The sequence below is a fragment of the Streptomyces sp. NPDC047869 genome (assembly GCF_040704065.1).
GTDB lineage: Bacteria > Actinomycetota > Actinomycetes > Streptomycetales > Streptomycetaceae > Streptomyces.
This window is the reverse complement of sequence record NZ_JBEYRK010000031.1, coordinates 23435-45434: the sequence shown is the minus strand read 5'-3', so window position 1 is coordinate 45434 and position 22000 is coordinate 23435. Positions and strand designations below refer to the sequence as shown.

23 protein-coding genes are annotated in these 22000 nt (G+C 71.7%); 11 read left to right on the top strand and 12 right to left on the bottom strand.

Annotation, left to right across the window (positions count from 1 at the left end; genetic code table 11):
* The first annotated feature begins 17 nt into the window (after positions 1 to 17).
* From thrC to AB0924_RS30500, 5 genes are all read left to right on the top strand, one after another.
* Positions 18 to 1301 carry a threonine synthase gene (gene thrC / locus AB0924_RS30520; protein WP_358930709.1) on the top strand — a complete coding sequence of 428 codons (1284 nt, stop codon included), beginning with the start codon at positions 18 to 20 and terminating at the stop codon, positions 1299 to 1301.
* Entirely contained in the window at positions 1298 to 1573 is a 276-nt protein-coding gene (locus AB0924_RS30515; protein ID WP_358930711.1) for a MoaD/ThiS family protein, read from the top strand. Before thrC ends, AB0924_RS30515 begins: the two co-directional genes overlap by 4 nt.
* A 447-nt stretch (positions 1574 to 2020) precedes the next feature.
* Positions 2021 to 2224, top strand: coding sequence for a cold-shock protein (locus AB0924_RS30510; protein WP_004929928.1), 204 nt, complete (start codon positions 2021 to 2023; stop codon positions 2222 to 2224).
* 298 nt (positions 2225 to 2522) lie between these two features.
* Positions 2523 to 4145 (top strand): chaperonin GroEL, encoded by a 1623-nt coding sequence (groL, locus tag AB0924_RS30505; protein ID WP_358930713.1) that lies wholly within the window; start codon positions 2523 to 2525, stop codon positions 4143 to 4145.
* 203 nt (positions 4146 to 4348) lie between these two features.
* Positions 4349 to 5473, top strand: coding sequence for an NADH:flavin oxidoreductase (locus AB0924_RS30500; protein WP_366913092.1), 1125 nt, complete (start codon positions 4349 to 4351; stop codon positions 5471 to 5473).
* A gap of 17 nt (positions 5474 to 5490) precedes the next feature.
* Here AB0924_RS30500 and AB0924_RS30495 read toward each other — a convergent pair whose 3' ends face one another.
* From AB0924_RS30495 to AB0924_RS30465, 7 genes are all read right to left on the bottom strand, one after another.
* On the bottom strand, positions 5491 to 6066 hold the full coding sequence (locus AB0924_RS30495; RefSeq protein ID WP_358930717.1) for a hypothetical protein: 576 nt from the start codon (positions 6064 to 6066) through the stop codon (positions 5491 to 5493).
* A gap of 194 nt (positions 6067 to 6260) precedes the next feature.
* A complete protein-coding gene (locus AB0924_RS30490) occupies positions 6261 to 6992 on the bottom strand; it encodes an ATP-binding cassette domain-containing protein (RefSeq protein WP_366913090.1) in 732 nt (243 codons plus the stop codon).
* Positions 6989 to 7576 (bottom strand): hypothetical protein, encoded by a 588-nt coding sequence (locus tag AB0924_RS30485; RefSeq protein WP_358930721.1) that lies wholly within the window; start codon positions 7574 to 7576, stop codon positions 6989 to 6991. The genes AB0924_RS30490 and AB0924_RS30485 overlap by 4 nt, the downstream gene beginning before the upstream one ends.
* Positions 7573 to 8850, bottom strand: coding sequence for a hypothetical protein (locus tag AB0924_RS30480; RefSeq protein WP_358930723.1), 1278 nt, complete (start codon positions 8848 to 8850; stop codon positions 7573 to 7575). The genes AB0924_RS30485 and AB0924_RS30480 overlap by 4 nt, the downstream gene beginning before the upstream one ends.
* A 76-nt stretch (positions 8851 to 8926) precedes the next feature.
* Positions 8927 to 9358, bottom strand: coding sequence for a hypothetical protein (locus tag AB0924_RS30475; RefSeq protein ID WP_358930725.1), 432 nt, complete (start codon positions 9356 to 9358; stop codon positions 8927 to 8929).
* Between the two features lie 317 nt (positions 9359 to 9675).
* On the bottom strand, positions 9676 to 10599 hold the full coding sequence (gene murQ, locus AB0924_RS30470) for an N-acetylmuramic acid 6-phosphate etherase (RefSeq protein WP_366913089.1): 924 nt from the start codon (positions 10597 to 10599) through the stop codon (positions 9676 to 9678).
* 34 nt (positions 10600 to 10633) lie between these two features.
* Positions 10634 to 11539 carry a MurR/RpiR family transcriptional regulator gene (locus AB0924_RS30465; RefSeq protein ID WP_366913088.1) on the bottom strand — a complete coding sequence of 302 codons (906 nt, stop codon included), beginning with the start codon at positions 11537 to 11539 and terminating at the stop codon, positions 10634 to 10636.
* 55 nt (positions 11540 to 11594) lie between these two features.
* On the opposite strand from AB0924_RS30465, the gene AB0924_RS30460 reads away from it, so the two are divergent.
* Positions 11595 to 11978, top strand: a complete 384-nt coding sequence (locus AB0924_RS30460; protein WP_358930731.1) for a hypothetical protein — start codon at positions 11595 to 11597, stop codon at positions 11976 to 11978.
* A 7-nt stretch (positions 11979 to 11985) separates the two neighbouring features.
* Entirely contained in the window at positions 11986 to 12264 is a 279-nt protein-coding gene (locus AB0924_RS30455) for a DUF4031 domain-containing protein (protein WP_359548666.1), read from the top strand.
* Here AB0924_RS30455 and AB0924_RS30450 read toward each other — a convergent pair.
* Positions 12246 to 13322, bottom strand: a complete 1077-nt coding sequence (locus AB0924_RS30450; protein WP_358930735.1) for a GNAT family N-acetyltransferase — start codon at positions 13320 to 13322, stop codon at positions 12246 to 12248. The genes AB0924_RS30455 and AB0924_RS30450 overlap by 19 nt on opposite strands.
* A 65-nt stretch (positions 13323 to 13387) precedes the next feature.
* Entirely contained in the window at positions 13388 to 14032 is a 645-nt protein-coding gene (locus AB0924_RS30445) for a hypothetical protein (RefSeq protein WP_366913086.1), read from the bottom strand.
* Between the two features lie 50 nt (positions 14033 to 14082).
* Here AB0924_RS30445 and AB0924_RS30440 point away from each other — a divergent pair, with 50 nt between their 5' ends.
* Together AB0924_RS30440 and AB0924_RS30435 are read left to right on the top strand one after the other, a co-directional pair.
* On the top strand, positions 14083 to 14760 hold the full coding sequence (locus AB0924_RS30440) for a maleylpyruvate isomerase family mycothiol-dependent enzyme (RefSeq protein ID WP_366913085.1): 678 nt from the start codon (positions 14083 to 14085) through the stop codon (positions 14758 to 14760).
* A gap of 91 nt (positions 14761 to 14851) precedes the next feature.
* The gene (locus AB0924_RS30435) at positions 14852 to 15571 is read left to right on the top strand and encodes a copper homeostasis protein CutC (RefSeq protein ID WP_366913084.1); all 720 of its coding nucleotides are present in this window, start codon (positions 14852 to 14854) and stop codon (positions 15569 to 15571) included.
* Here AB0924_RS30435 and AB0924_RS30430 read toward each other — a convergent pair.
* The gene (locus AB0924_RS30430; protein ID WP_366913083.1) at positions 15568 to 16218 is read right to left on the bottom strand and encodes a hypothetical protein; all 651 of its coding nucleotides are present in this window, start codon (positions 16216 to 16218) and stop codon (positions 15568 to 15570) included. The two genes, AB0924_RS30435 and AB0924_RS30430, sit on opposite strands and share 4 nt — an antisense overlap.
* Positions 16219 to 16529: 311 nt before the next feature.
* On the bottom strand, positions 16530 to 18596 hold the full coding sequence (locus AB0924_RS30425; protein ID WP_366913082.1) for a UvrD-helicase domain-containing protein: 2067 nt from the start codon (positions 18594 to 18596) through the stop codon (positions 16530 to 16532).
* 315 nt (positions 18597 to 18911) lie between these two features.
* On the opposite strand from AB0924_RS30425, the gene AB0924_RS30420 reads away from it, so the two are divergent.
* Positions 18912 to 19094 carry a hypothetical protein gene (locus AB0924_RS30420; RefSeq protein WP_358930747.1) on the top strand — a complete coding sequence of 61 codons (183 nt, stop codon included), beginning with the start codon at positions 18912 to 18914 and terminating at the stop codon, positions 19092 to 19094.
* Positions 19095 to 19241: 147 nt separating this feature from the next.
* Positions 19242 to 20399: a glycosyltransferase 87 family protein gene (locus AB0924_RS30415; protein ID WP_366913118.1), complete on the top strand. Its 1158-nt coding sequence runs from the start codon at positions 19242 to 19244 to the stop codon at positions 20397 to 20399.
* On the opposite strand, the gene AB0924_RS30410 is transcribed toward AB0924_RS30415, so the two are convergent.
* Positions 20351 to 22000, bottom strand: coding sequence for a DNA repair helicase XPB (locus tag AB0924_RS30410; protein ID WP_366913081.1), 1650 nt, complete (start codon positions 21998 to 22000; stop codon positions 20351 to 20353). The genes AB0924_RS30415 and AB0924_RS30410 overlap by 49 nt on opposite strands.

Here is a 22000-nt window from a genome sequence, read left to right as displayed (position 1 = left end):
GAAAGGGCCTCGCCTCCATGGCTGTGCAGACAGTTGCAAGCACCAGCAATCCCGCCGTCGATCTCGGCCCCGCCGCTGCCCTGAGCTGTCGCGAATGCGGACACCGGGTACCCCTCGGACCGGTCTTCGCGTGCGAGGAGTGTTTCGGCCCGCTGGAGATCGCCTACGACTTCTCCGCCTACGACACCGAAGAGCTGCGCCGGCGCATCGAGGCGGGTCCCGCGAACATCTGGCGCTACGCGCCCCTGCTGCCCGTCCCCGCCGACGTGGCCCGGAAGCCGAACCTCAACCCCGGCTGGACCAAGCTCGTCAAGGCCGACAACCTGGCCCACGAGCTGGGCGTCACCGGCGGGCTGTACGTGAAGGACGACTCCGGCAACCCGACGCACTCCTTCAAGGACCGCGTCGTCGCCCAGGCCCTGGAGGCCGCGCGCGCCTTCGGCTTCACCACCCTGTCCTGCTCCTCCACCGGCAACCTCGCCGGTGCCGTCGGCGCCGCCGCCGCCCGGGCCGGCCTGCGCTCCTGCGTGTTCATCCCGCACGACCTGGAGCAGGGCAAGGTCGTCATGGCCGCGATCTACGGTGGCGAACTCGTCGGCATCGAGGGCAACTACGACGACGTGAACCGTTTCTGCTCCGAGCTGATCGGCGACCCGGCCGGCGAGGGCTGGGGCTTCGTCAACGTCAACCTGCGCCCGTACTACGCCGAGGGCTCCAAGACGCTGGCGTACGAGATCTGCGAGCAGCTCGGCTGGCGGCTGCCCGACCAGATCGTGGTCCCGATCGCCTCCGGCTCCCAGCTCACGAAGATCGACAAGGGTCTGCGGGAGCTGATCGAACTCGGCCTGGTCGAGGACCGGCCGTACAAGATCTTCGGTGCCCAGGCCGAGGGCTGCTCGCCGGTGTCGACCGCGTACAAGGCGGGCCACGACGTCGTACGGCCGCAGAAGCCGAACACCATCGCCAAGTCCCTCGCCATCGGCAACCCGGCCGACGGGCCGTACGTCCTGGACATCGCGCGCCGCACCGGCGGAGCGGTGGAGGACGTGACGGACGAGGAGGTCGTGGACGCGATCAAGCTGCTGGCCCGGACCGAGGGCATCTTCGCGGAGACGGCGGGCGGAGTGACCGTCGGCGTCACCCGCAAGCTGCTCAAGGCGGGCGTGCTGGACCCGGCGAAGACCACGGTCGTCCTCAACACCGGCGACGGCCTCAAGACCCTCGACGCGGTGGCCGGCACCGGCCTCACCGCCACCATCCGCCCGAACCTGGACTCCTTCCGAGAGGCTGGCCTCGCATGAGCGTGACCGTTCGCATCCCCACCATCCTGCGCACCTACACCGGCGGGAAGGCCGAGGTCGCCGCCGACGGCGCGAACCTCGCCGAGGTCATCGAGAACCTGGAGAAGAACCACACCGGGATCGCCGCGCGGGTGCTGGACGACCAGGGCAAGCTGCGCCGCTTCGTCAACGTGTACGTCAACGACGACGATGTCCGATTCGAGCAGGGTCTGCAGACCGCGACCCCGGACGGCGCCGGTGTCTCCATCATTCCGGCGGTCGCCGGCGGCTGACTGACAGAATGACCGATCATTACCTTCGGTAACGCCGGTTACCGATTGTTCGTTGAATGGCCTCCCCCGCGCGAGAAACGGAGGGGGCCATTCTGTGTGATTGAGCGCGGTAGAGTTGGGGAACCCGCTCCCGGACCATGGGTCAGGGGCCCTGGATTCACCGCGATGCACCCGACAAGAAGTAGCCAAACTGTGGGTGCTTTCTGCGGCTTTTGTGTATTTTATGGAGCCCGACTTGCCCTGAATTCGGGCGAATTCACGCTACATTCCGGACCGTTCGCGTCCATATTTCTCGTCCGATTGACCTGTTGCAGACGGCAGTTGGGCAGATACATTCAGCGGCGGTCGACGCGTTCCGGCGCACGCCCCCGGCCAATGGGGGGTGAGGTCTGACCCGGGTCCGCGAAGTGTGGATCTGTGCAAGGGCCAGTAATAGGGGAGTTAGGCATGGCTCAGGGCACCGTCAAGTGGTTCAACGCGGAGAAGGGGTACGGCTTCATCGCGGTCGACGGTGGTGCGGACGTATTCGTCCACTACAGCGCCATTCAGATGGACGGCTACCGCACCCTGGAAGAGGGCCAGCGGGTGGAGTTCGAGATCTCGCAGGGCCAGAAGGGCCCGCAGGCCGACATGGTTCGCCTCAGCGCCTGAACGTTTCTTGCACGAAGGGCCCGCACCTCGCACAGGGTGCGGGCCCTTCGCCGTGCCCGGGCCCCTGTGTTCGCGGGCGGCTGACGGGGCCGCCCGTACCCCGGGAGGCGCTTGCACTCGGGCATGCCGAGTGCTAATCATTGCGTTAGCACTCTGAAGGTGAGAGTGACAACGAGGACCGGGTCGGTGAGGCCCGCAGGCCAAGTGGGGGAAGGAACCACGCGGCCGGCGAGCCGTCCGTCGCGGGCGCGGGCGCGGTCCGAAGGAATCACCCCCAGTCCTGGAGGGACCACTTCACATGGCCAAGATCATCGCGTTCGACGAGGAGGCGCGGCGCGGCCTCGAGCGCGGCATGAACCAGCTCGCGGACGCCGTCAAGGTGACGCTCGGCCCCAAGGGCCGCAACGTCGTCCTCGAGAAGAAGTGGGGCGCCCCCACGATCACCAACGATGGTGTCTCCATCGCCAAGGAGATCGAGCTCGAGGACCCGTACGAGAAGATCGGCGCCGAGCTGGTCAAGGAAGTCGCCAAGAAGACGGACGACGTCGCCGGTGACGGTACGACCACCGCGACCGTGCTCGCCCAGGCCCTGGTCAAGGAAGGCCTGCGCAACGTCGCCGCCGGTGCCAACCCGATGGCCCTGAAGCGCGGTATCGAGAAGGCCGTCGAGGCCGTCTCCGCCGCCCTGCTGGAGCAGGCGAAGGACGTCGAGACCAAGGAGCAGATCGCCTCCACCGCGTCCATCTCCGCCGCCGACACCCAGATCGGCGAGCTGATCGCCGAGGCCATGGACAAGGTCGGCAAGGAAGGCGTCATCACCGTCGAGGAGAGCAACACCTTCGGCCTCGAGCTCGAGCTCACCGAGGGCATGCGCTTCGACAAGGGCTACATCTCCGCCTACTTCGCGACCGACATGGAGCGCATGGAGGCGACGCTCGAGGACCCGTACATCCTCATCGCCAACTCCAAGATCAGCTCCGTCAAGGACCTGCTCCCGCTGCTGGAGAAGGTCATGCAGTCGGGCAAGCCGCTGCTGATCATCGCCGAGGACGTCGAGGGCGAGGCCCTGTCGACCCTGGTGGTCAACAAGATCCGCGGCACCTTCAAGTCCGTCGCCGTCAAGGCCCCGGGCTTCGGCGACCGCCGCAAGGCCATGCTCGGCGACATCGCCATCCTCACGGGCGGCGAGGTCATCTCCGAGGAGGTCGGCCTCAAGCTGGAGAACGCGACCCTGGACCTCCTGGGCCGCGCCCGCAAGGTCGTCGTCACCAAGGACGAGACCACCATCGTGGACGGTGCCGGCTCCTCGGAGCAGGTGCAGGGCCGCGTGAACCAGATCCGCGCCGAGATCGAGAACAGCGACTCGGACTACGACCGCGAGAAGCTGCAGGAGCGCCTGGCGAAGCTCGCCGGCGGTGTCGCGGTCATCAAGGCCGGTGCCGCCACCGAGGTGGAGCTCAAGGAGCGCAAGCACCGCATCGAGGACGCCGTCCGCAACGCGAAGGCCGCCGTCGAGGAGGGCATCGTCGCCGGTGGTGGCGTGGCCCTGCTGCAGGCCTCCCAGGTCTTCGAGAAGCTGGAGCTCGAGGGTGACGAGGCGACCGGCGCCCAGGCCGTGAAGCTCGCGCTCGAGGCCCCGCTGAAGCAGATCGCCGTCAACGCCGGCCTCGAGGGCGGTGTCGTGGTGGAGAAGGTGCGCAACCTGACCCCGGGCCACGGCCTGAACGCCGCGACCGGCGAGTACGTCGACCTGGTCGCCGAGGGCATCATCGACCCGGCGAAGGTGACCCGTTCCGCGCTGCAGAACGCCGCCTCCATCGCCGCGCTGTTCCTCACCACCGAGGCCGTCATCGCCGACAAGCCGGAGAAGGCCGCCGCGGCCGCTCCGGGCGGCATGCCGGGCGGTGACATGGACTTCTGATCCCGCGCGGATCGGCCTGTCCTTTCCGAGGGCGGCATCCCCTGCCATGGCAGGGGATGCCGCCCTCGGGCGTGTCCGGGATCACAGTGGCACCCGGCCGTGTGTGGAATGCGCGACAGCCTCTGGGAGGTTCCTTAAGGAGCTGCAACAATGCGTGCGCACATACCAATCGGTCTACCGAGTCGTCCCCGAGGAGCCCACACGTGACCGTCACGCCGCCCCCCGCCTCCCGCGCGGCCCAGATCCTCTCCCGCCCGATCACCCTGGGCGGCCTCACCGTCCCCAACCGCATCGTGATGGCGCCGATGACCCGGATGTTCTCCCCGGGCGGCATCCCCGGCGACGACGTGGTGTCCTACTACGCCCGGCGCGCCGCCGCCGGTGTCGGCCTGATCGTCACCGAGGGCACCTACGTCGGCCACGAGTCGGCCGGCGGCAGCAGCCGTGTGCCCCGGTTCCACGGCGAGGAGCAGCTGGCCGGCTGGGCGAAGGTCGTCGAGGCGGTGCACCAGGCGGGCGGCACCATCGTGCCCCAGCTCTGGCACATCGGCACGGTCCGCAAGCAGGGCCAGAACCCCCACCCGGACGCCCCCTCCCACGGCCCCTCCGGGCTGCGCGTGGACGGCACCGAGGACGCCACCCCGATGACCCAGGACGACATCGACGCCGTCATCGCCGCCTTCGCCCAGGCCGCGGCCGACGCCGAGCGCATCGGCTTCGACGGTGTGGAGATCCACGGCGCCCACGGCTACCTGCTCGACCAGTTCCTGTGGGAGGGCACCAACCGCCGCACCGACGCCTACGGCGGCGACCCGGTCGCCCGCACCACCTTCGCCGCGCAGATCGTGGCCGCCGTCCGCGCCGCGGTGTCCCCGGACTTCCCGGTCATCTTCCGCTTCTCGCAGTGGAAGCAGGAGGCCTACGACGCCCGTCTCGCCGAGACCCCCGAGGAGCTGGAGGCGATCCTCGCCCCGCTGGCCGCCGCCGGTGTCGACGTCTTCCACGCCTCCACCCGCCGCTACTGGCTCCCCGAGTTCGAGGGCTCCGACCTGAACCTCGCCGGCTGGACGAAGAAGCTCACCGGCAAGCCCGTCATCAGCGTCGGCTCGGTCGGCCTCGACGGCGACTTCATCAACGCGTTCCAGGGCGAGGGCTCCCCGGTCAAGAGCATCGACAACCTGCTGGACCGCCTGGAGGCCGAGGAGTTCGACATGGTCGCCGTCGGCCGCGCCCTGCTCCAGGACCCCGAGTGGGCGGCCAAGGTGCTCGGCGACCGCTTCGACGAGCTGAAGCCGTACGACGCGGCGGCGCTGCAGACCCTCAGCTGAGGTGTGCCGGGGGGCGCCTAGAGGTTGCCCATCGGCTCGATGTCGACCTGGACGGGCGTCCCCCACACCCGCAGCACCTCGTAGTCGGTGAACTCGTGCACCAGCCGGTACGCCATCGCCGGCCGGGACCCGCGCCGCTGGGCGGCGAGATACGCCTCGGCCTCCCGCCGGTCCCGCCGGGGCGTCCCGCACAGCTGCCACTCCCGCCCGTTCCACGCCTCCGGCAGCCACCGCTGCTGGGGCTGGGGACGGTCGGCGCGGACGCCGTAGCGCGAGGGCGCGCCGGCGGGCGCCTCCCCGGCCTGGGCCCGGCCCCCGCTCTGGTACTCCGAGCGCCGGGCGGCCCTTCTGCGGGTCTCGCAGAGCAGACACAGATCGGGCGCGCTCTTGTCGACGGGCCCGTGCGGATGCTCGGGACACCGGGTGCTGGGCGCCCCCGCTCCCACGGTCTCGTCCAGCAGGTCGAGGGCGCGCCGCAGATCGGCCTTGACCTCGTGCAGCCGGGCGTCCGGGGTGTCGGCGGAGAGGGCGTCCCCGTGCTCCCCGAGCACCCTGAGGGCACGCCCGAGGGCGGTGAGCTGGGCGTGGTTCATATCGGTCCGCGCAGTCCTTCGGCTTCTCCGGGGCCAGGGTCGATGCCGGCCGGGCCGGCAGTTCGACGGTAGCGCGCCACGGGTGGCGGCGGGACCGCGAAGAGGTCCCGGAGCCCCGGAGTCCGGGTCGCGAGGCCGGGCTCCGGGAGGTGGTGCGGTGCGCGGTCCGCCCGGGCCGGCCTCGCGGGCGTTCGTCAGTGCGACTGGAGCAGCGCCGTGTAGGCACCTTCCGCGCTTCTGCCCTCGGCCGTTCCCGCGGGGGTGTGGGCCAGGAACTCGGCGGTCGTGCCGCTGAGCACCAGCCTCCCGGACGCCAGGATCGACACGTGGTCCGCCTCCTCGGCGAGATCGGCCACGTCGTGGGTGGACATCAGAACCCTGACGTCCTGCTTCAGGCTCGCCAGCAGGTCCCGGAAGACGCGGCGCTGGCGCGGGTCCATGCCGGCCGTCGGCTCGTCCAGGAGCAGTACGCGCGCCTCGTGCACGAGGGCGCAGGCCACGCCGACCCGGCGCAGCTGCCCTCCGGAGAGCCGGTCCGTCCTCTCCCTCGCCTTCCTGCCCATCTCGACGCGGGCCAGTGCCCGGGGCGCCTCGTCCCAGGCGGCGCGCCGGTTCATTCCCTTCAGCCACCCCGCATAGGCGACGTACTCCCGCACGGTGAGGGAGGGCAGCGGGGTGATGGTCTGCGGCATCCAGGCCACCGCGCGGCGGTACTCCTTGGACCGCGCGGAGACGCCGTCGAGCGTCACCGTCCCCTTCCGGGGGGAGGTGACCCCGGCGGCGAGCTTCAGCAGGGTCGACTTTCCGGCGCCGTTGGGCCCGAGCAGGATCGTCAGTCCGTCCGGCAGCCGGTAGCCGAAGTCCGAGAGCACGGGACGCCGGCGGCGCCCGTAGCCGTAGCTGCAGGATTCCATTACGACGGTCATGCGGACCTCCGAGCGAAGAAGAGATGGGCGCCGATGCCGGTGGCGAGCATCAGCGCGGCGCCGGTGGTGGCGTACCAGGTGTGGGCCGGTTCGAGCAGCACGGTCCACGGGTACGGATCGTTCGGGCGGCGCAGACCGAACATGACCACCACCAGGGGCCACACCGCCGGCATGAGCACCGCGGAGCTGCCGAACAGGGCGCCGCACAGCAGGGTGAGTCCCACCAGGAAAGCGGTGTTGCGGCCCAGTGACTCGGCGGCGCGGGAACCGGTCGCGGCCGCCACGGCGGAGCCCAGCGGGGAGGTGAGCGCGACGACCGCGAGCGCGAGCAGCGCGTCGTACTGCCGTACCCGCCGGATCCCCGACTCCTCCGCCGAGCCGAACCGTGATCCCAGGCAGTTGAACAGGACCGCCGCCGGTACGAGCGGTACGAAGACCATGGCCTGCACCCCTTCCGAGGTGCCCAGTGAGATCGACGGCAGGTGGACCGGGCCGTCCTGGACGACGGCGGCCAGCAGGACGAACAGCAGGAGTCCGGCCGGCAGATGGGTGTGCGCCCGCCGTGCCTTGAACCACCAGGTCATGACGCCTTCCCGCACGCGGACGCGACGGTGCGCCGGAACCAGTCCGCCTGGTCCGCGGCGTCCATGCCGAGAACCTTGCCCACCCGGGCCCGCAGCAGCTCCCGCTTGCCCGCGGTGAAGTCGGGCTCGGTGGACAGACGCCGCAGGTAGACGTCGCCCTGGCCGACCTTCATGGACACCCAGTAGTACACGAGGCGGGCGGGCTCCGTCGCGGGCGGCGCACACTCGAAGCGCACCGCCGCACGGGCGACCTGGTAGGGCGTCATGCCCGCCGCCTGGCTCGCGCCGAGCGGGAGGTGCCAGTCGGTGGTCGTGGACGGCTCCGGGTACCGCACCGCGGCGAGGGTGTCCGTCAGCGTGGCGGGGTGGGCCTCGACGCCCGCCTTGCGGAGGGTCCGCAGGGTGCCCGTGACGTCCTCGCGCAGGGCGGGGAGGTCGGCGGCGTAGGCCGAGGGGGTGCAGATGCGAGGGCTGCCACCCGTGCAGGACATCGATCCGTGCCCCGTGCTCCGCGGCCCGATGTAGCTCCAGTCCTTGACGATGGCGTAGCCGCCGCCGAAGCAGGACAGCGCCAGTGCCCCGGCGAGGGCGGCACGCAGCCACGGCCGGGGTATGCCCGACCAGAGCAGGGCCACCGCCGCGGCGGCGCCGAGGCCGACCAGGAGAGGCGCCAAGAGGGCCGGCGCGGTGGGCAGTTCGCCGAACATCAGCCGGCCCGGGTAGAGGCTGGTGAGGTGCCGGGGCCAGGGGACCGTGAGTCCGGTGGACCAGCCGAGGGCCAGGAAGTCGAGGACCGCGATCACCGGGACCGCCGCGATGTGCCGGACCGCCGTTCCCCAGCCGAACCCGATCACCGCATGGGCCGCGCAGAGCGCCATGGCGAGCACCAGGAGGCCCGTTCCCGCCATGTTCAGCGGGGTTCCGGTCTGGACCAGCCCGCACACGACGGGCAGGATCAGGACCAGCCAGGCCAGCGCGACCACTGGGACGAGACTGTGCGCGGCGATGGCGTAGCGGGAACGCACGGCGCCCCACTGCCAGATGTCCGCGTTGCCGAGCTTGCGCGCCTCCCAGGCGCCCAGGGCCGCGGCGACCGCGTAGGCGACGGGTACCAGGTTGCGCAGTACCCCGTCGACGACGGTGGGCGCGTAGTCGAGCGGGTCGAGTCGCAGGTCGGACGTGATGTCCGTGAAGTAGTAGGCGAGCACGAGCAGCAAGACGACGGGCGACGCCCACAGCACACTGCTGGACCGGATTCGGGCGAGCGGTTTCAAGGGGTTCCTCGCGGGGCTCGGGACGGGCTGAGGCGCGGCGTGCCCCACGGGGCAACGCCGCGCCTCGGACCGAAGGTCAGCTGTCGGCCTTGGTGGTGTCGACGTAGACCGAGCTCACGTTCAGGAGGCAGCAGCTCCCGCCCTGGCCGATCTTGGAGGTCTCGAAGTAGAAGTCCGGCTCGGTGGGCAGCCCGGTCCACTCACCGTTGCTCGTGCCGCCGTTGAAGCAGGCGGTGTAGGTCTTGGACCCGTAGTAGTCGTTGGACGACAGCGCGTCGTAGTCCCACAGCTGGACGACCACCTGCTTGGTGGTGGCGTACTGGGCCGTGCACCCGGTGAACTGGATCTGGCTGTAGCTCTCGTCGGCCCAGGTGCGGGAGGTGTTGCCGTCCGTCCAGGAGGTGATGTGGCTGGACCAGTTGGCCCAGGCGCCCGGCGCCGACGCGAGAACGGCGGCGGCGGCCAGGCCGGCCACGGTGGAGACACGCTTGATAGATATGCCCGACATACGGGTTCCCCAGTCTTCCGCCCGGCGCCACGCTGTGCATGATCACTTCCGGGTGGAACTGCGGGAACGTACTGTTTAAATGATCTTTGCGTCAACTTTCGGCCAGCGGGGCTTGTTCTTGACTTTCGCATGGTTGACGGACGAGAGCCGTGGCCCGGAACGCGGCTCAACACCGCTTATGCAAATGGTAGTTACAGTCAATCGGGCGAGCGGTCGATGAGACCGGTCCCGCCTCCCCCGCGACGGCCCGCCGAGGCGGGCGCCGGTACCGCGGGCTCCAGCGCGGGGGAGCGCGTTGCGGACGCGTAGCGCGAGCCTCAGTCGGCCGTGACGGAGAGTGCGGCACGCAGGTGGCCGCCGGACTCCTCCAGCAGGCGGGCGGCCGTGCGGCCGTCGACGCCGGCGAGGACGATCAGGATCGCGTTCTTCACCTCGCCCCCCGCCTCGGTCAGCGCCCGCTCGATCTCCTCGTCGGGGGCCCCGGTGGCCAGGGACACGATGCGGCGGGAACGGGCCCGCAGCTTGGCGTTGGAGGCGCGGACGTCGACCATCAGGTTCCCGTACGTCTTCCCCAGCCGGATCATCGTGATCGTCGACAGCATGTTGAGCACCAGCTTCTGCGCCGTGCCGGCCTTCAACCGGGTGGAACCGGTGAGCAGTTCGGGCCCCACGACGACTTCGATGCCGTGCTCGGCGGCGGCCGCGAGCGCGCTGTGCTCGTTGCAGGACAGGCCGACCGTCAGGGCGCCGACCGCGCGGGCGTGCTCGACGGCGCCCACGGCGTACGGGGTGCGGCCGGAGGCGGAGACGCCGACCACCGTGTCCTCGGGCCGGATCTTCAGCGCGTCCAGGTCCGCGCGGGCCAGTTCCGCGGAGTCCTCGGCGCCCTCGACCGAGGTGACCATCGCCTCGGGGCCGCCCGCGATCAGGCCGGCGACCTGACCGGGCTCGGTGTTGAAGGTGGGCGGGCACTCGGAGGCGTCGAGGACGCCGAGCCGCCCGGCGGTGCCGGCGCCCGCGTAGACCAGACGCCCGCCGCGGGCCATGCGCTCGGCCACGGCGTCGATGGCGGCGGCGATCTGCGGCAGCCGCGCGGCGACGGCGGCGGGCACGCCCGCGTCCTCACCGTTCATGAGGCGGGCGATGTCGAGGGTGGGCAGCCGGTCGATCTCCGCGAGTTCCGGCCGGAAGGCTTCGGTGGTGAGGGACTCCAGCTCGTTGCGCAGGTCATGGGAGGTCATGGGGGGTGGCTCTCTCCGATTCGCGTGCTTGCACTCACCTGGGGGTGGAGCGGTGCCGGTGCGCCAGCGCCTCGTAGGACGCGGCCAGCGCGGGCGCCGCACTCTCGTACGTCCGCTGCGCCACCCCGACGAACAGGCAGTCCACCACCAGCAGCTGACTCGTCCGGGAGGACATCGCGGCGGGCCGCAGCTCCGTCTCCCGTGACGTGGACGTCGTCAGCACGTGGTCGGCGTACTGCGTCACCGGCGAGTCGGGCCTGCCGGTGATGGCGACGGTGGTCGCCCCGCGGTCGAACGCGACCCGGAGCGGCTCGATGACGTCGCCGGTGGAACCCGAGTGGGTGATGGCGATCGCCACATCACCCGAACGCAGCTGCACCGCGTTGGTCACGGCGAGATGCGGATCGCTGTGCGCGTGGGCTATGAGCCCTATCCGCAGCAGCTTCTGGGTGAGGTCCTGGGCGACCAGACCGGAGGCACCGACGCCGTACACATCGGTGCGGCGGGCGCCCGCGAGCGCGGCGACGGCCGCGCCGAGCTGCGCGGTGTCCAGTCCCGCGGCGGTGTCGGCGAGGGTCTGCTGCTCCTCGTAGGCGAGCTTGGTCACGACGTCCGCGATGGGGTCGTCCACCGCGATGTCCGTCGTGATCGCGGGCGCGCGGCCCGACTGCTGCTGAGCGGCCAGGCCGGCGAGGGCGAGGCGCAGATCGCGGTAGCCGGGATAGCCGAGCAGGCGGGCGGTGCGCACGACCGTCGCCTCGCTGGTGCCGGTCAGTTCGGCGAGGCCGGTGACCGTGAGGGCGGCGCAGCCGGCCGGGTCGCCCGCGACGGCCTCGGCGACGCGCTGCATGGAACGGGTCATGGAGGGGGCGAGGGTGCGCACCTTCGCGGCGAGGGAGCCGCCCGGACTGCCGAAAATTTCCTTCACGTCCTGGGTCACCAATGAAAGATATTTTCGTTTCGGTCCCGCGGTCAAGAGTGCGCACAATGGGACCATGGAGTCATTCACACCGCTCGAGCAGGCGCTGCACGCCGCCCGCGCGCTGGTCCTGGCCGACCTGGTCGCGGGCGGGGTCGCCGAGGCCGACGTGGTCTCACTGGTGGAGGACTCCGTCGCCGAACGGCGCTGGTGGGTCGAGCAGTGGCCGGACGGCGTGCCCTTCCTGCCCGGGCTGGTCGCGCAGGACGTCCAGGACGCGCTGCTCGAGCGCTACGGCCGCTGGCCGTTGTGCCCGGTGTGCGGCTCGGGCGACCCGCACGCCCTGGACGTGGAGCCGGAACTGGGCCCCGACCCGCACTGGGTGTGCCACAAGGCGGGCGTCCAGGTCGCCTCGGTGGGGTCGCTGGGACGGGCCATGGGCGGGACGCAGTCCTCGTGAGGCGCCCGTGACCGTCTACATCGACCCGCCTGCCTGGCCCGGTCACGGCCGCATGTGGTCGCACCTCGTCAGTGACGTCTCCTATGACGAACTGCACGTGTTCGCGGCCGGGTTGGGCGTGCCCCGGCGGGCCTTCGAGCGCGACCACTACGACCTTCCGTCGCACCGGTACACGGACGCGGTGGCCGCCGGGGCGGTGCAGGTCAGCAGCCGCGAGGTGGTGCGGCTGCTGCGTGCCTCCGGACTGCGCCGGCCCAAGGGGCTCGCTCAGCGCCGCAGCTCGTAGGCCAGCTCCGCGCCGCTGCCGTCCTCCTCGCTCACCCGGGTGAAGCCGGCCCGGGCCAGTACGGCCTGGGAGGCGGTGTTCTCCCGCTCGACGGTCGCGAACAGGGAACCGACGTCGTCCCGGGCCAGCGCCCAGTCCGCCAGCGTGCGCACGGCCTCGGTGGCGTAGCCCTGCCCGCGGGCACCCTCCGCCAGGTCGTAGCCGATCTCCACCCGGCCGTCCTCGTCCGGCGCGCTGTGGAAGCCGATGCCGCCGACCGCGCGGCCGTCCTCCTTCCGTACGAGGGCGAAGACTCCGAACTCCGGGCGGTGCACGCCGCCTTCGTACGCCTTGACCAGGAAGCCGGCGGCCTCCCGCGTGCCCTCGTAGGGCCCGCCCTCGATCCAGTCCAGGCCGCCGTCGCCGCCCAGCCGGAGATCCCGTGCGACGGCCGGCCGCAGCCCGACCAGATCGAGCCGCTCGGCCGGGATGACGAGGTTGTTCCGCCAGCGCCACTCGGTGACCGGCGCCCGCCCTGGCAGTTCACCCCGGCCGGTCGCCCAGAGCAGGGTCGGCCAGGCCGCGGTGCCGGGCTGCACATGCGGGAAGAGCCAGCCGAGCACGGCCTCGGCGAGACCCTCCTGCGGCGCGTACTCGACGCCGAGTGCCCGGGTGACGTCATGCGTGTGCAGCACCACCTCGGCGACACCCATCGCGGTGAAGCCCTCACGGTCGGCGCTGCGGAACGGGTAGGGGTGGAAGGCGCGGACGTGCGGAGGGGTGGTCCGCACGGCGGCGGCGAGCAGCACACCGGTCGTCCGCACGACCTCCAGCAGCCCGGCGTTGTCGGTGCCCTCGTCGAGCCTGATGTCGAACGGGACATAGGCGTCCCGCGGCCGTCCGGCCAACTGCCCCGCGTAGGCGATCAGATCACCTGCGACGTGCTCCACGGTCTCCCGGCAGCTCCACTCCAGCCCGGCCGCCCGCACCCCCTCCCAGTCCCGCCCCGCCACGGGCCCCAGCACCGCCAGACACCCCTGGACGGCCTTCATCACGTCGTCCCCGTTTATAGGTCGCATGGGGCGAACCCTAGGGGGGTGCTCTGCTGGGGGCGACAGTATTTCCGGATGCTCGGCGAAGCTCCTCAGCCCGACAGCAGTTCCAGTTCGCCCGCCAGGTTGTACCGAGCCGTGCGTTCCCAGTGCTCCCGGCCGTGCGGGGTGTGGAACAGGCGCGGCAGATCCAGGAGTTGGCGCAGGATGGCGGCGCGGCCCTCGCGGAAGGCCTCGTTGGGGATGAAGTGGTACTCCTCGCGGACCTCGGCCGTGTAGTGGGCGTACGCCGAAGGGGATGAGGCGAGGATCGCCAGGTCCGCGTCGCAGAGGACCTGGCCGTCGGGGTCGTCGTCCGCGGGGGCGTGGGTGACGGTGAGGCGGACCAGGCGGGCGACCTCGGCCGTCCTCGGTGTCGGCACCCCCGCCTCGGGCAGGGCGCGTTCCGCCAGGGCCGCGGAGCGTTCCTCGTTCTCGGAGCGGTCGGGCAGGTAGACCGCGTCGTGGAACCAGGCGGCCAGACGTACCGCGTCCGGGTCGGCCGCGTACTTCTCGAGCGTGTCGATGTGGTCCAGGACCGCCCTGAGGTGGGTCAGCGTGTGGTAGTGGCGCTGCGGCTCCTGCCAGCGGCCCAGGAGGTTGTCGGCGTACGGGGCGGGATCGGGGCCGCCGCCGGGGCCGCGGGCCCCTTCCAGGGCGCGGGCGAATCGGGCACGCAGGGCGTCGAGGTCGGCCATACCCCCATTGTTCCGTGACGTGCGCCGGTCGGCCCCCTAGCGTGACAGGTATGACGACTCCTGCGGATGTGCACGACGTACGGGACCCCGAGCTGCCCGGCCGGCTGCTGAGCGCCGAGAGGGACGTGCTGGTACCACTGTTGCGGGCGCGGACGGACGCGGACTTCGCGTTGCCGACCCTCGCCTGTCCGGGATGGACGGTGCGGGACGTGCTGGCGCACTGTTCCGCCGCGTTGACACGGGTGGTGGAGAGCCGGTTCGAGAAGGGAGTGTTCTCGCCCGAGTCCAACGACCGGGACATCGCCGAGCGCGCCCGGTGGACGAACGCCCAGGTCGTGGACGAGCTGGAGCGCGGGATGACCGAGGCGGGCCCGGTGATCGCCAAGGCCGGCGGGGCGCTGGACGTGCTCGCCCTCGGGGAGTGGGTGCACGCCGGGGACGTACGGGAGGTCCTGGGCGAGCCCGGGGCGTACGCGGGCGCGGGGCTGCCGGACGCGCTGGCGCTGCTGGCCCACGTCACGCGTGAGAAGGAGCACCTGTCGCTGCACGCCGACCTCGACGACCTGGACGAGCCGCTGCGGCTGGGCGCCGTGGCCGGGGACGGCCCGCCGGCCCGGTACATCGGCGACGCGCCCACCCTCGTACGGCTGTACTCCGGGCGGCCGGTGTCCGGCGCGGCGTACGAGCTGGCCGGGGTGCGGGAGGGGGAGCTGAACATCTTCGGCTGAAGGGCGTACCCGGATCGGCGTAGTCTTGGATTGGACTAGACCTGTAGCCGTCGATGAACCGCCGACGCATACCGCCGATGAATGGGGTGCCATGAGCAAGCGTGCAGTCCTGGAGGTGATCGCCCTCGACATCGAGGACGCGGTCGCCGCCCAGGCGGGAGGCGCGGACCGCCTGGAACTGGTCACTGAGATGGCGGCCGACGGACTCACCCCGCCGGCCGCCACCGTCGCCGGGATCCGGGCCGCCGTCGACATCGACCTGCGCGTGATGCTGCGGCTGGCGGACGGCTTCGCGGCCGGTGACGTGAACCGGCTGGTCCGGGTCGCGCACGAGATGCGGGACGCGGGCGCCGACCAGTTCGTGCTCGGGTTCCTCGACGCGGCGGGCGGGGTGGACCTGGCCGCCGTGGAACGGCTGGTGGCCGCGCTGGACGGCTGCCGCTGGACCTTCCACCGGGCGATCGACCGCACCGCCGACCGCGACACCCTGCGCCGCCGGATCGCCGGCCTGCCCGGCCTGGACACGTATCTGACGGCCGGAGCCGCGGCCGGCGTGGACGAGGGGCTGCCGACGCTGGTGTCCGAGGCGGCGCTCGGTGGCAAGCCCGGCTACGAGCAGCAGATCATGGTGGGCGGCGGACTGCGCCTCGACCATGTGCCGCGGCTCCGCGCCGCCGGGATCGAGGCGTTCCACATCGGCGGGGCGGCCCGCCCCGGCGGCTGGCTCGGACCCGTCTCGGCGGCGGCGGTCGAGCAGTGGCGGTCCGTGCTCGACGAGGACGTGGCCCTGGCCCGCTCGGACAGGCCCTAAGGAGCCTGGCCCTTCAAGGGGCGCAGGCAGAAGGACGTGCCGTCGTCGCTGTACTGCGCGTAGGCGGCGTAGTCCCCGGACGCGCAGGAGCCGGTCTTCGGGTCGATGACGCGGTACTGGGCGTCCGGGGAGCCGCAGTCCACGGGCTTCAGCTCCTGCGCCGGCCAGGAGGCGTCGTTGCGCGCGCACGAATCGGCCTTCAGGGTCACGCCGGCGCTCCCGGTGCCCGTGCCGTCGTCGCTGCCGCTGTCGTCCGGCCCTGCCACGAGGCCGATGACGACGAGGGCCGTGACGGCGAGGACCAGCAGGCCCAGCACGGCGAGCGGGACGAGGGCGAGGATGCCGGCCGGACGTCGGAACACCGGCCGGCCCGGGTCCAGCGGTGGGCGCCAACCGGGAGTGACCGGTGCCGGGATCCGCCGGATGCCGGACAGGGCGCCGAGGTTGGCCAGCAGGGTGAACGGCGTGATGAACACCGACAGCGGGCCCCACCAGCCCATGACCAGGGTGTCCGCCTGCATGTCCCGGAAGACGGCCAGCGCGCAGGTGTGGCAGAACACGCCCTGGCGGCGCAGGAACCGCATGATCACCAGCATGCCCTGGTGGCCGCGGACCGTCACCGGCGCCGCGGGAGCCGCCCCGCACATCTGGCACCCCGCCACCGGCCCGCCCGCCGGCCCTCCGCCCGGGTACGGACCGGGCGCCGGGGGGTACGGTCCGGGCGTCTGCGGGTACGGCCCCGGCGCCTGCTGATACGGCCCGGGCGCCGCCGGCTGAGGCTGCGCGTACGGCCCGGAAGGCTGCCCGTACGGCCCCGGCCCCGGCGCGTATGGCCCCGGCGCGTAGGGCCCCGGTGCGTAGGGCCCCGGTGCCTGCTGGTGGGCGGGCTGCGACGGCGGTGGGGTGCTCAACTGGGCGCCTTCCGGGGGGACGTGACGGAGCGGGACGTCACAGGAGCCTAGTCGGCGAGCTGCCCGGGCAGCGGGGCGGTGTGGGTCACGGTCAGGCCGGACACCGCACGGGTCAGGGCCACGTACAGCCGGCGCAGGCCGGTGCGCTCGTCCGGTTCGCCGTCCACCACCGCCTGCGGTTCGTCGAGGACGACGTAGTCGTACTCCAGGCCCTTGGCGAGCGAGGCCGGTACCAGGGTGAGCCGGGTCTCGCGGGTGGTCTCCTCACCCGGGGCGAGATGGGCGATCCCCGCCGCGGCCAGTGCCTCGGCGAGAACCGGGATGCGGGCGTCCGCGGCGATCAGGCCCGTCGAGCCCTCGTGCCGCAGCAACTCCTCGCAGGCGCTGACTACTTCGGCCGGTTCGGCGACGGTGCGGACCTCGAAGAAGCCCGGGTTCTCCCGGACCGAGGCGACCGGGGTGAGGCCCGGAGCGATGTGCGGGAGCAGCCGGGAGGCGTATGTGATGACGTCCGTGGGGACACGGAAGCCGGCCGTCAGCTCCTCGATGACCCCCTCACGCTTGCCGAGATGGGCCAGCGCCTCGTCCCAGCTCCGGGTCGCCCACGGGGTGGTGCCCTGCGCCAGGTCGCCGAGGACGGTCGCGCTGCCCGTGGTGCAGCGGCGCCCGACGGCCCGGTACTGCATGGGCGACAGGTCCTGCGCCTCGTCCAGGACGACATGGCCCAGCGAGTGCGTGCGCTGGATCAGGTCGGTCGCCTCGTCGATCAGCACCGCGTCCGCCGCCGACCACTTCGCCGACTTCACGCTGCGCACCGGCTTGGCCCACAGGATCGTCTTCTGCTCGTCCTCGTCCAGGATCCCCTCGGCGTGCTCGGCGAGGAAATCGGCGTCGCTCAGCAGCCGCAGGACGAGCTTCGCCGGCTCCACGGCCGGCCAGACCGCCTTCACGGCGGCCTTGACCGCGCTGTTGCGGGCGACCGCGTCCTGCACCCGATCGTCCGGCGCCTCCCCGGCGCGCTCCATCTGCACCAGCACCGCGTGCGCGATCCGCTGCGGCAGGGCCTCGCGTGCGGCGCCGTAGCGGATGTCCCGGTCCAGCAACTCGCGGACCAGCTCCTCCAGTTCGTACGCCGGGACCCGCCAGCGCCGCGAGCCGCGCACCACCACGACCGGCTCGGTGGGCATGCTCACATGGGAGTACAGGGCCCGGCGCAGCACCTTGGCCAGCCGGGCGTCGCCCTTGACCACGGCGGCGGCCGCGTCGTCCGTGCCGCGCACCTCCACCTGCGCGACCAGGTCGTCGACCGTCGCCTGCTGCACGGTCAGCTCGCCGAGCGCCGGCAGGACCTGCTCGATGTAGTGCAGGAAGGACCGGTTCGGTCCGATGACCAGCGTGCCGGTGCGCGCGAGCCGCTCCCGGTGCGCGTAGAGGAGATAGGCGACCCGGTGCAGGCCGACGGCCGTCTTCCCGGTGCCGGGGCCGCCCTGCACACAGACGGTCCCGCCGAGCCCGCTGCGGACGATCTCGTCCTGCTCGGGCTGGATGGTGGCCACGATGTCGCGCATCGGGCCGACGCGCGGCCGCTCGATCTCCTGCTGGAGCAGTTTGCTGGTGGTGGCCGCCTCGGCCGGGTCGGACAGGTGCTCGTCCTCGTACGCCGTGAGATCGCCGCCGGTGTAGCCGAAGCGGCGGCGCAGCCCGATGTCCATCGGGGCCTTCTTGGACGCGCGGTAGAACGGCTGCGAGACCGGGGCACGCCAGTCGATGACCATGGGATCGCCGTCGGCGTCGTGCACATGCCGCCGCCCGATGTAGAACTGCTCGCCCTCCGCGCCCTCCGCCCGCGCGGCCCCCGGGGCGTGCAGATAGTCGAGCCGGCCGAAGAACAGGGGGGTGCCACTGAGGTCGGCCAGCGCCTTGATGCGCTCGTCGATCTGGCGGGCGAGCACCGCGGCGTTGACCCAGTTCGCGCTGACGTCGCTGATGTCCAGCGCCTCGACGTCCTCGCGCATGGCGCGCAGGGCCGACCGGGACGAGGCCAGGTGGGAGCGCTCTCGGGCCAGCGGGTCGCCGGGTGGGCCGTCGAGCTGTTCGTGGGCGGGCGTGGACAAGGGGGTGCCTCCGGATGGGCCTGCTGCGTGGCTACGACGAATGCCGTCGGTTTCGGGCCGGCGACGTTGCCGTCCGGTTTCCGGCCGGGCGGCGGCACTCCGAGAGGGAGGCGGGCAAGAGCGGAGATTTTAAGTGAGACCGGGGCGATGGGGCCAATGGATTTCGTCTCCCGCGCATTCCGCGCCGGGCAGGCCCTAGGGGGCGGGGGCAGTCCCGTGTAGGGGAGCGCTCCACCTGGAGGTCTATGCGCGGTCCCCGGGAATTGGACCCGGAGACCGATTCCGGACACGCGCTCGAAGTTCCACCATGGAGACATGAGCGCAGCGACCATCTCTCCGGCCCCCGTCCGGCCCCCGTCCGGTGCCACGGCCATGGACGGCCCCCATCACCACCCTCTGGGCAACGCCCTGCGTGCCGTCAAGGTGTTCGTGGAGGCCGCGTTCGAGGTCGTGATCCTCGGTGAGTACGGCGAGGAGGCGGGCGTTCGCCGCAAATGACGACATAGGGTCACTTCCGTGCGGAAACGGACGGTGAAGCTCCTCCTCCCTGCCCTGCCACCTCGTCTCCCCTCGTTGCTACCCCCGCTTCTCCTGGCGGTCTCCCTCTGCTCCTTCACCGCCCTGTGCCTGCTGCGACACGCCCCGATGGCCGATCTGCTGGTCTACCGGGCCGAGGGTGTCGCCGCCCTCCACGGCGGCGACCTGTACGGCTTCACGGCCACCCCCTGGCGGCTCCCGGCGACCTATCCGCCCTTCGCGGCGGTCCTGCTCATCCCGGCGGGCTGGATTCCGGTACCGGTCCTGAAGGCGGCGTTCCTCGCGGGCAACGCGCTCCTGCTCGCCGGGCTCGTCTCCCTCTCCGCCCGGCTCGCGTCCCACCCGCCACCACACCGTTCCCCACCACCACACCGCTCCCCCTCACCACACCCGTCCCTGCCTCCGCCCGGCCCCCTGACGCCGGCCTCCACACACCGGCCGCCCCTGCCCCCGCCCCTCCTGTGCACGGCCACCGCCCTGGCCCTCTGGCTCGAACCGGTCTTCCAGACGCTCCTCTTCGGCCAGATCAACCTCGCCGTCACCTGCCTGGTCCTGTGGGACCTGACCCGCCCCCCGGGCGCCCGGGGAAAGGGCCTGGCCCTCGGCCTGGCGACCGGCGTCAAACTCACCCCGGCGATCTTCATCGCCTACCTGCTGCTGAGGGGCCGCACCCGTGAGGCGGCCACGGCGACGGCGGCCTTCACCGCCACCGTCCTGCTCGGCACGCTGCTGCTCCCCGCCGCGAGCGCCGAGTACTGGACACGGCGGCTGTACGAGACCGGCCGGGTGGGCAAGGTGTGGATCGTGGACAACCAGTCCCTGCAGGGGCTGACCGCCCGCGCGCTGCACGACCCGGCGCCGGGGATCTGCTGGATCCTCACGGCGGCGGCCGTGGGGCTGGCCGGCCTGTACCTGGCGGCCCGCGCCTCGCAGGACCGCCACGGCATCCTGCTGACCGCGTTCACGGCCCTGCTGGTCTCCCCGATCAGCTGGTCCCACCACTGGGTGTGGTGCGTGCCGCTGCTGGCGGTGCTGCTGGCCGACGGCCGCCCGCGGCTCGCGGCAGCGACGGCGGCCGTCTTCACCGCCCGCACGTTCTGGCTGGTCCCCCACCAGGGCTACGGCGACCTGCGCCTGCCCTGGTGGCAGCAGCCCCTGGCCTCGCCCTACCCGCTGCTGACGCTCGCGCTACTGGCGGGCGCCGCGCTCACCGTCGCTCAGCCGGTGCCCTCGGCCAGGATCTCGTCGGCGTCCACGATCCGGTAGGAGTAGCCCTGTTCCGCCAGGAACCGCTGGCGGTGGGCGGCGAAGTCCTGGTCGAGGGTGTCGCGGGCGACGACCGAGTAGAAGTGGGCCTGGTGGCCGTCGGCCTTGGGACGCAGGACGCGGCCGAGGCGCTGGGCCTCCTCCTGGCGGGAGCCGAAGGTGCCGGACACCTGGATGGCGACCGTGGCCTCGGGCAGGTCGATGGAGAAGTTGGCGACCTTGGAGACGACCAGCACGCTGATCTCGCCCTCACGGAAGGCGTCGAAGAGCTTCTCGCGCTGGGCGTTGGAGGTCTCGCCCTTGATGACCGGGGCGTCCAGATGCTCGCCCAGCTCGTCGAGCTGGTCGATGTACTGGCCGATGACGAGGATCTGCTGCCCGGCGAACCGGCGCACGATGGCCTCCGTGACCTTCCGCTTGGTCGCGGTGGTGGCGCAGAAGCGGTACTTCTCCTCCGTCTCGGCGGTCGCGTACGCCAGCCGCTCGGAGTCGGTCAGGTTGACGCGGACCTCGACGCAGTCGGCCGGCGCGATGTAGCCCTGCGCCTCGATCTCCTTCCAAGGCGCGTCGAACCGCTTGGGCCCGATGAGCGAGAAGACGTCCGACTCGCGGCCGTCCTCGCGCACCAGGGTCGCGGTGAGCCCCAGCCGCCGCCGCGCCTGGAGATCGGCGGTGAACTTGAAGACGGGGGCGGGCAGCAGGTGCACCTCGTCGTAGACGATGAGTCCCCAGTCCCGGGAGTCGAAGAGCTCCAGGTGCGGGTAGACGCCCTTCCGCCGGGTCGTCAGCACCTGGTAGGTGGCGATGGTGACCGGGCGGATCTCCTTCCTGGTCCCGCTGTACTCGCCGATCTCGTCCTCGGTCAGCGAGGTCCGCTTCACCAGCTCGTGCTTCCACTGCCGGGCCGAGACGGTGTTGGTGACCAGGATCAGCGTGGTGGACTTCGCCTGCGCCATCGACCCGGCGCCGACCAGGGTCTTCCCGGCGCCGCAGGGCAGCACGACCACACCGCTGCCGCCGTGCCAGAAGTTCTCCACGGCCTGCTTCTGGTACGGGCGCAGCGCCCAGGTGTCCTCCCGCAGCTCGATCGGATGCGCCTCGCCGTCCACGTACCCGGCGAGGTCCTCGGCCGGCCAGCCCAGCTTCAGCAGCGTCTGCTTGATCTGCCCGCGCTCGGAGGGGTGCACGATGACGCTGTCCGGGTCGATGCGGGCGCCGACGAGCGGGATGATCCGCTTGGACTTCAGCACCTCCTCCAGCACCGGCCGGTCGGTGGTGGTGAGCACGAGTCCGTGCGCGGGGTGCTTGGAGAGGGTGAGGCGGCCGTACCGGTCCATCGTCTCGGCGATGTCCACGAGCAGCGCGTGCGGCACCGGGTAGCGGCTGTACTGCACCAGCGCGTCCACGACCTGCTCGGCGTCGTGCCCCGCGGCCCGCGCGTTCCACAGGCCGAGCGGGGTGACCCGGTAGGTGTGGATGTGCTCGGGGGCCCGCTCCAGCTCGGCGAAGGGCGCGATGGCCCGACGGCACTCGTCGGCCCGCTCGTGGTCGACTTCCAGGAGCAGGGTTTTGTCCGACTGGACGATAAGCGGTCCGTTCAC

Coding starts and splice junctions, on each gene's coding strand:
- AB0924_RS30485 (WP_358930721.1), bottom strand. CDS start 7,576: ATGACCTGGTGGTTCAAGGCACGGCGGGCGCACACCCATCTGCCGGCC.
- thrC (WP_358930709.1), top strand. CDS start 18: ATGGCTGTGCAGACAGTTGCAAGCACCAGCAATCCCGCCGTCGATCTC.
- AB0924_RS30415 (WP_366913118.1), top strand. CDS start 19,242: ATGGCCGATCTGCTGGTCTACCGGGCCGAGGGTGTCGCCGCCCTCCAC.
- AB0924_RS30515 (WP_358930711.1), top strand. CDS start 1,298: ATGAGCGTGACCGTTCGCATCCCCACCATCCTGCGCACCTACACCGGC.
- AB0924_RS30495 (WP_358930717.1), bottom strand. CDS start 6,066: ATGAACCACGCCCAGCTCACCGCCCTCGGGCGTGCCCTCAGGGTGCTC.
- AB0924_RS30450 (WP_358930735.1), bottom strand. CDS start 13,322: ATGCGACCTATAAACGGGGACGACGTGATGAAGGCCGTCCAGGGGTGT.
- AB0924_RS30475 (WP_358930725.1), bottom strand. CDS start 9,358: ATGTCGGGCATATCTATCAAGCGTGTCTCCACCGTGGCCGGCCTGGCC.
- AB0924_RS30490 (WP_366913090.1), bottom strand. CDS start 6,992: ATGACCGTCGTAATGGAATCCTGCAGCTACGGCTACGGGCGCCGCCGG.
- AB0924_RS30420 (WP_358930747.1), top strand. CDS start 18,912: ATGAGCGCAGCGACCATCTCTCCGGCCCCCGTCCGGCCCCCGTCCGGT.
- AB0924_RS30445 (WP_366913086.1), bottom strand. CDS start 14,032: ATGGCCGACCTCGACGCCCTGCGTGCCCGATTCGCCCGCGCCCTGGAA.
- AB0924_RS30460 (WP_358930731.1), top strand. CDS start 11,595: ATGGAGTCATTCACACCGCTCGAGCAGGCGCTGCACGCCGCCCGCGCG.
- groL (WP_358930713.1), top strand. CDS start 2,523: ATGGCCAAGATCATCGCGTTCGACGAGGAGGCGCGGCGCGGCCTCGAG.
- AB0924_RS30440 (WP_366913085.1), top strand. CDS start 14,083: ATGACGACTCCTGCGGATGTGCACGACGTACGGGACCCCGAGCTGCCC.
- AB0924_RS30510 (WP_004929928.1), top strand. CDS start 2,021: ATGGCTCAGGGCACCGTCAAGTGGTTCAACGCGGAGAAGGGGTACGGC.
- AB0924_RS30435 (WP_366913084.1), top strand. CDS start 14,852: ATGAGCAAGCGTGCAGTCCTGGAGGTGATCGCCCTCGACATCGAGGAC.
- AB0924_RS30430 (WP_366913083.1), bottom strand. CDS start 16,218: ATGTGCGGGGCGGCTCCCGCGGCGCCGGTGACGGTCCGCGGCCACCAG.
- murQ (WP_366913089.1), bottom strand. CDS start 10,599: ATGACCTCCCATGACCTGCGCAACGAGCTGGAGTCCCTCACCACCGAA.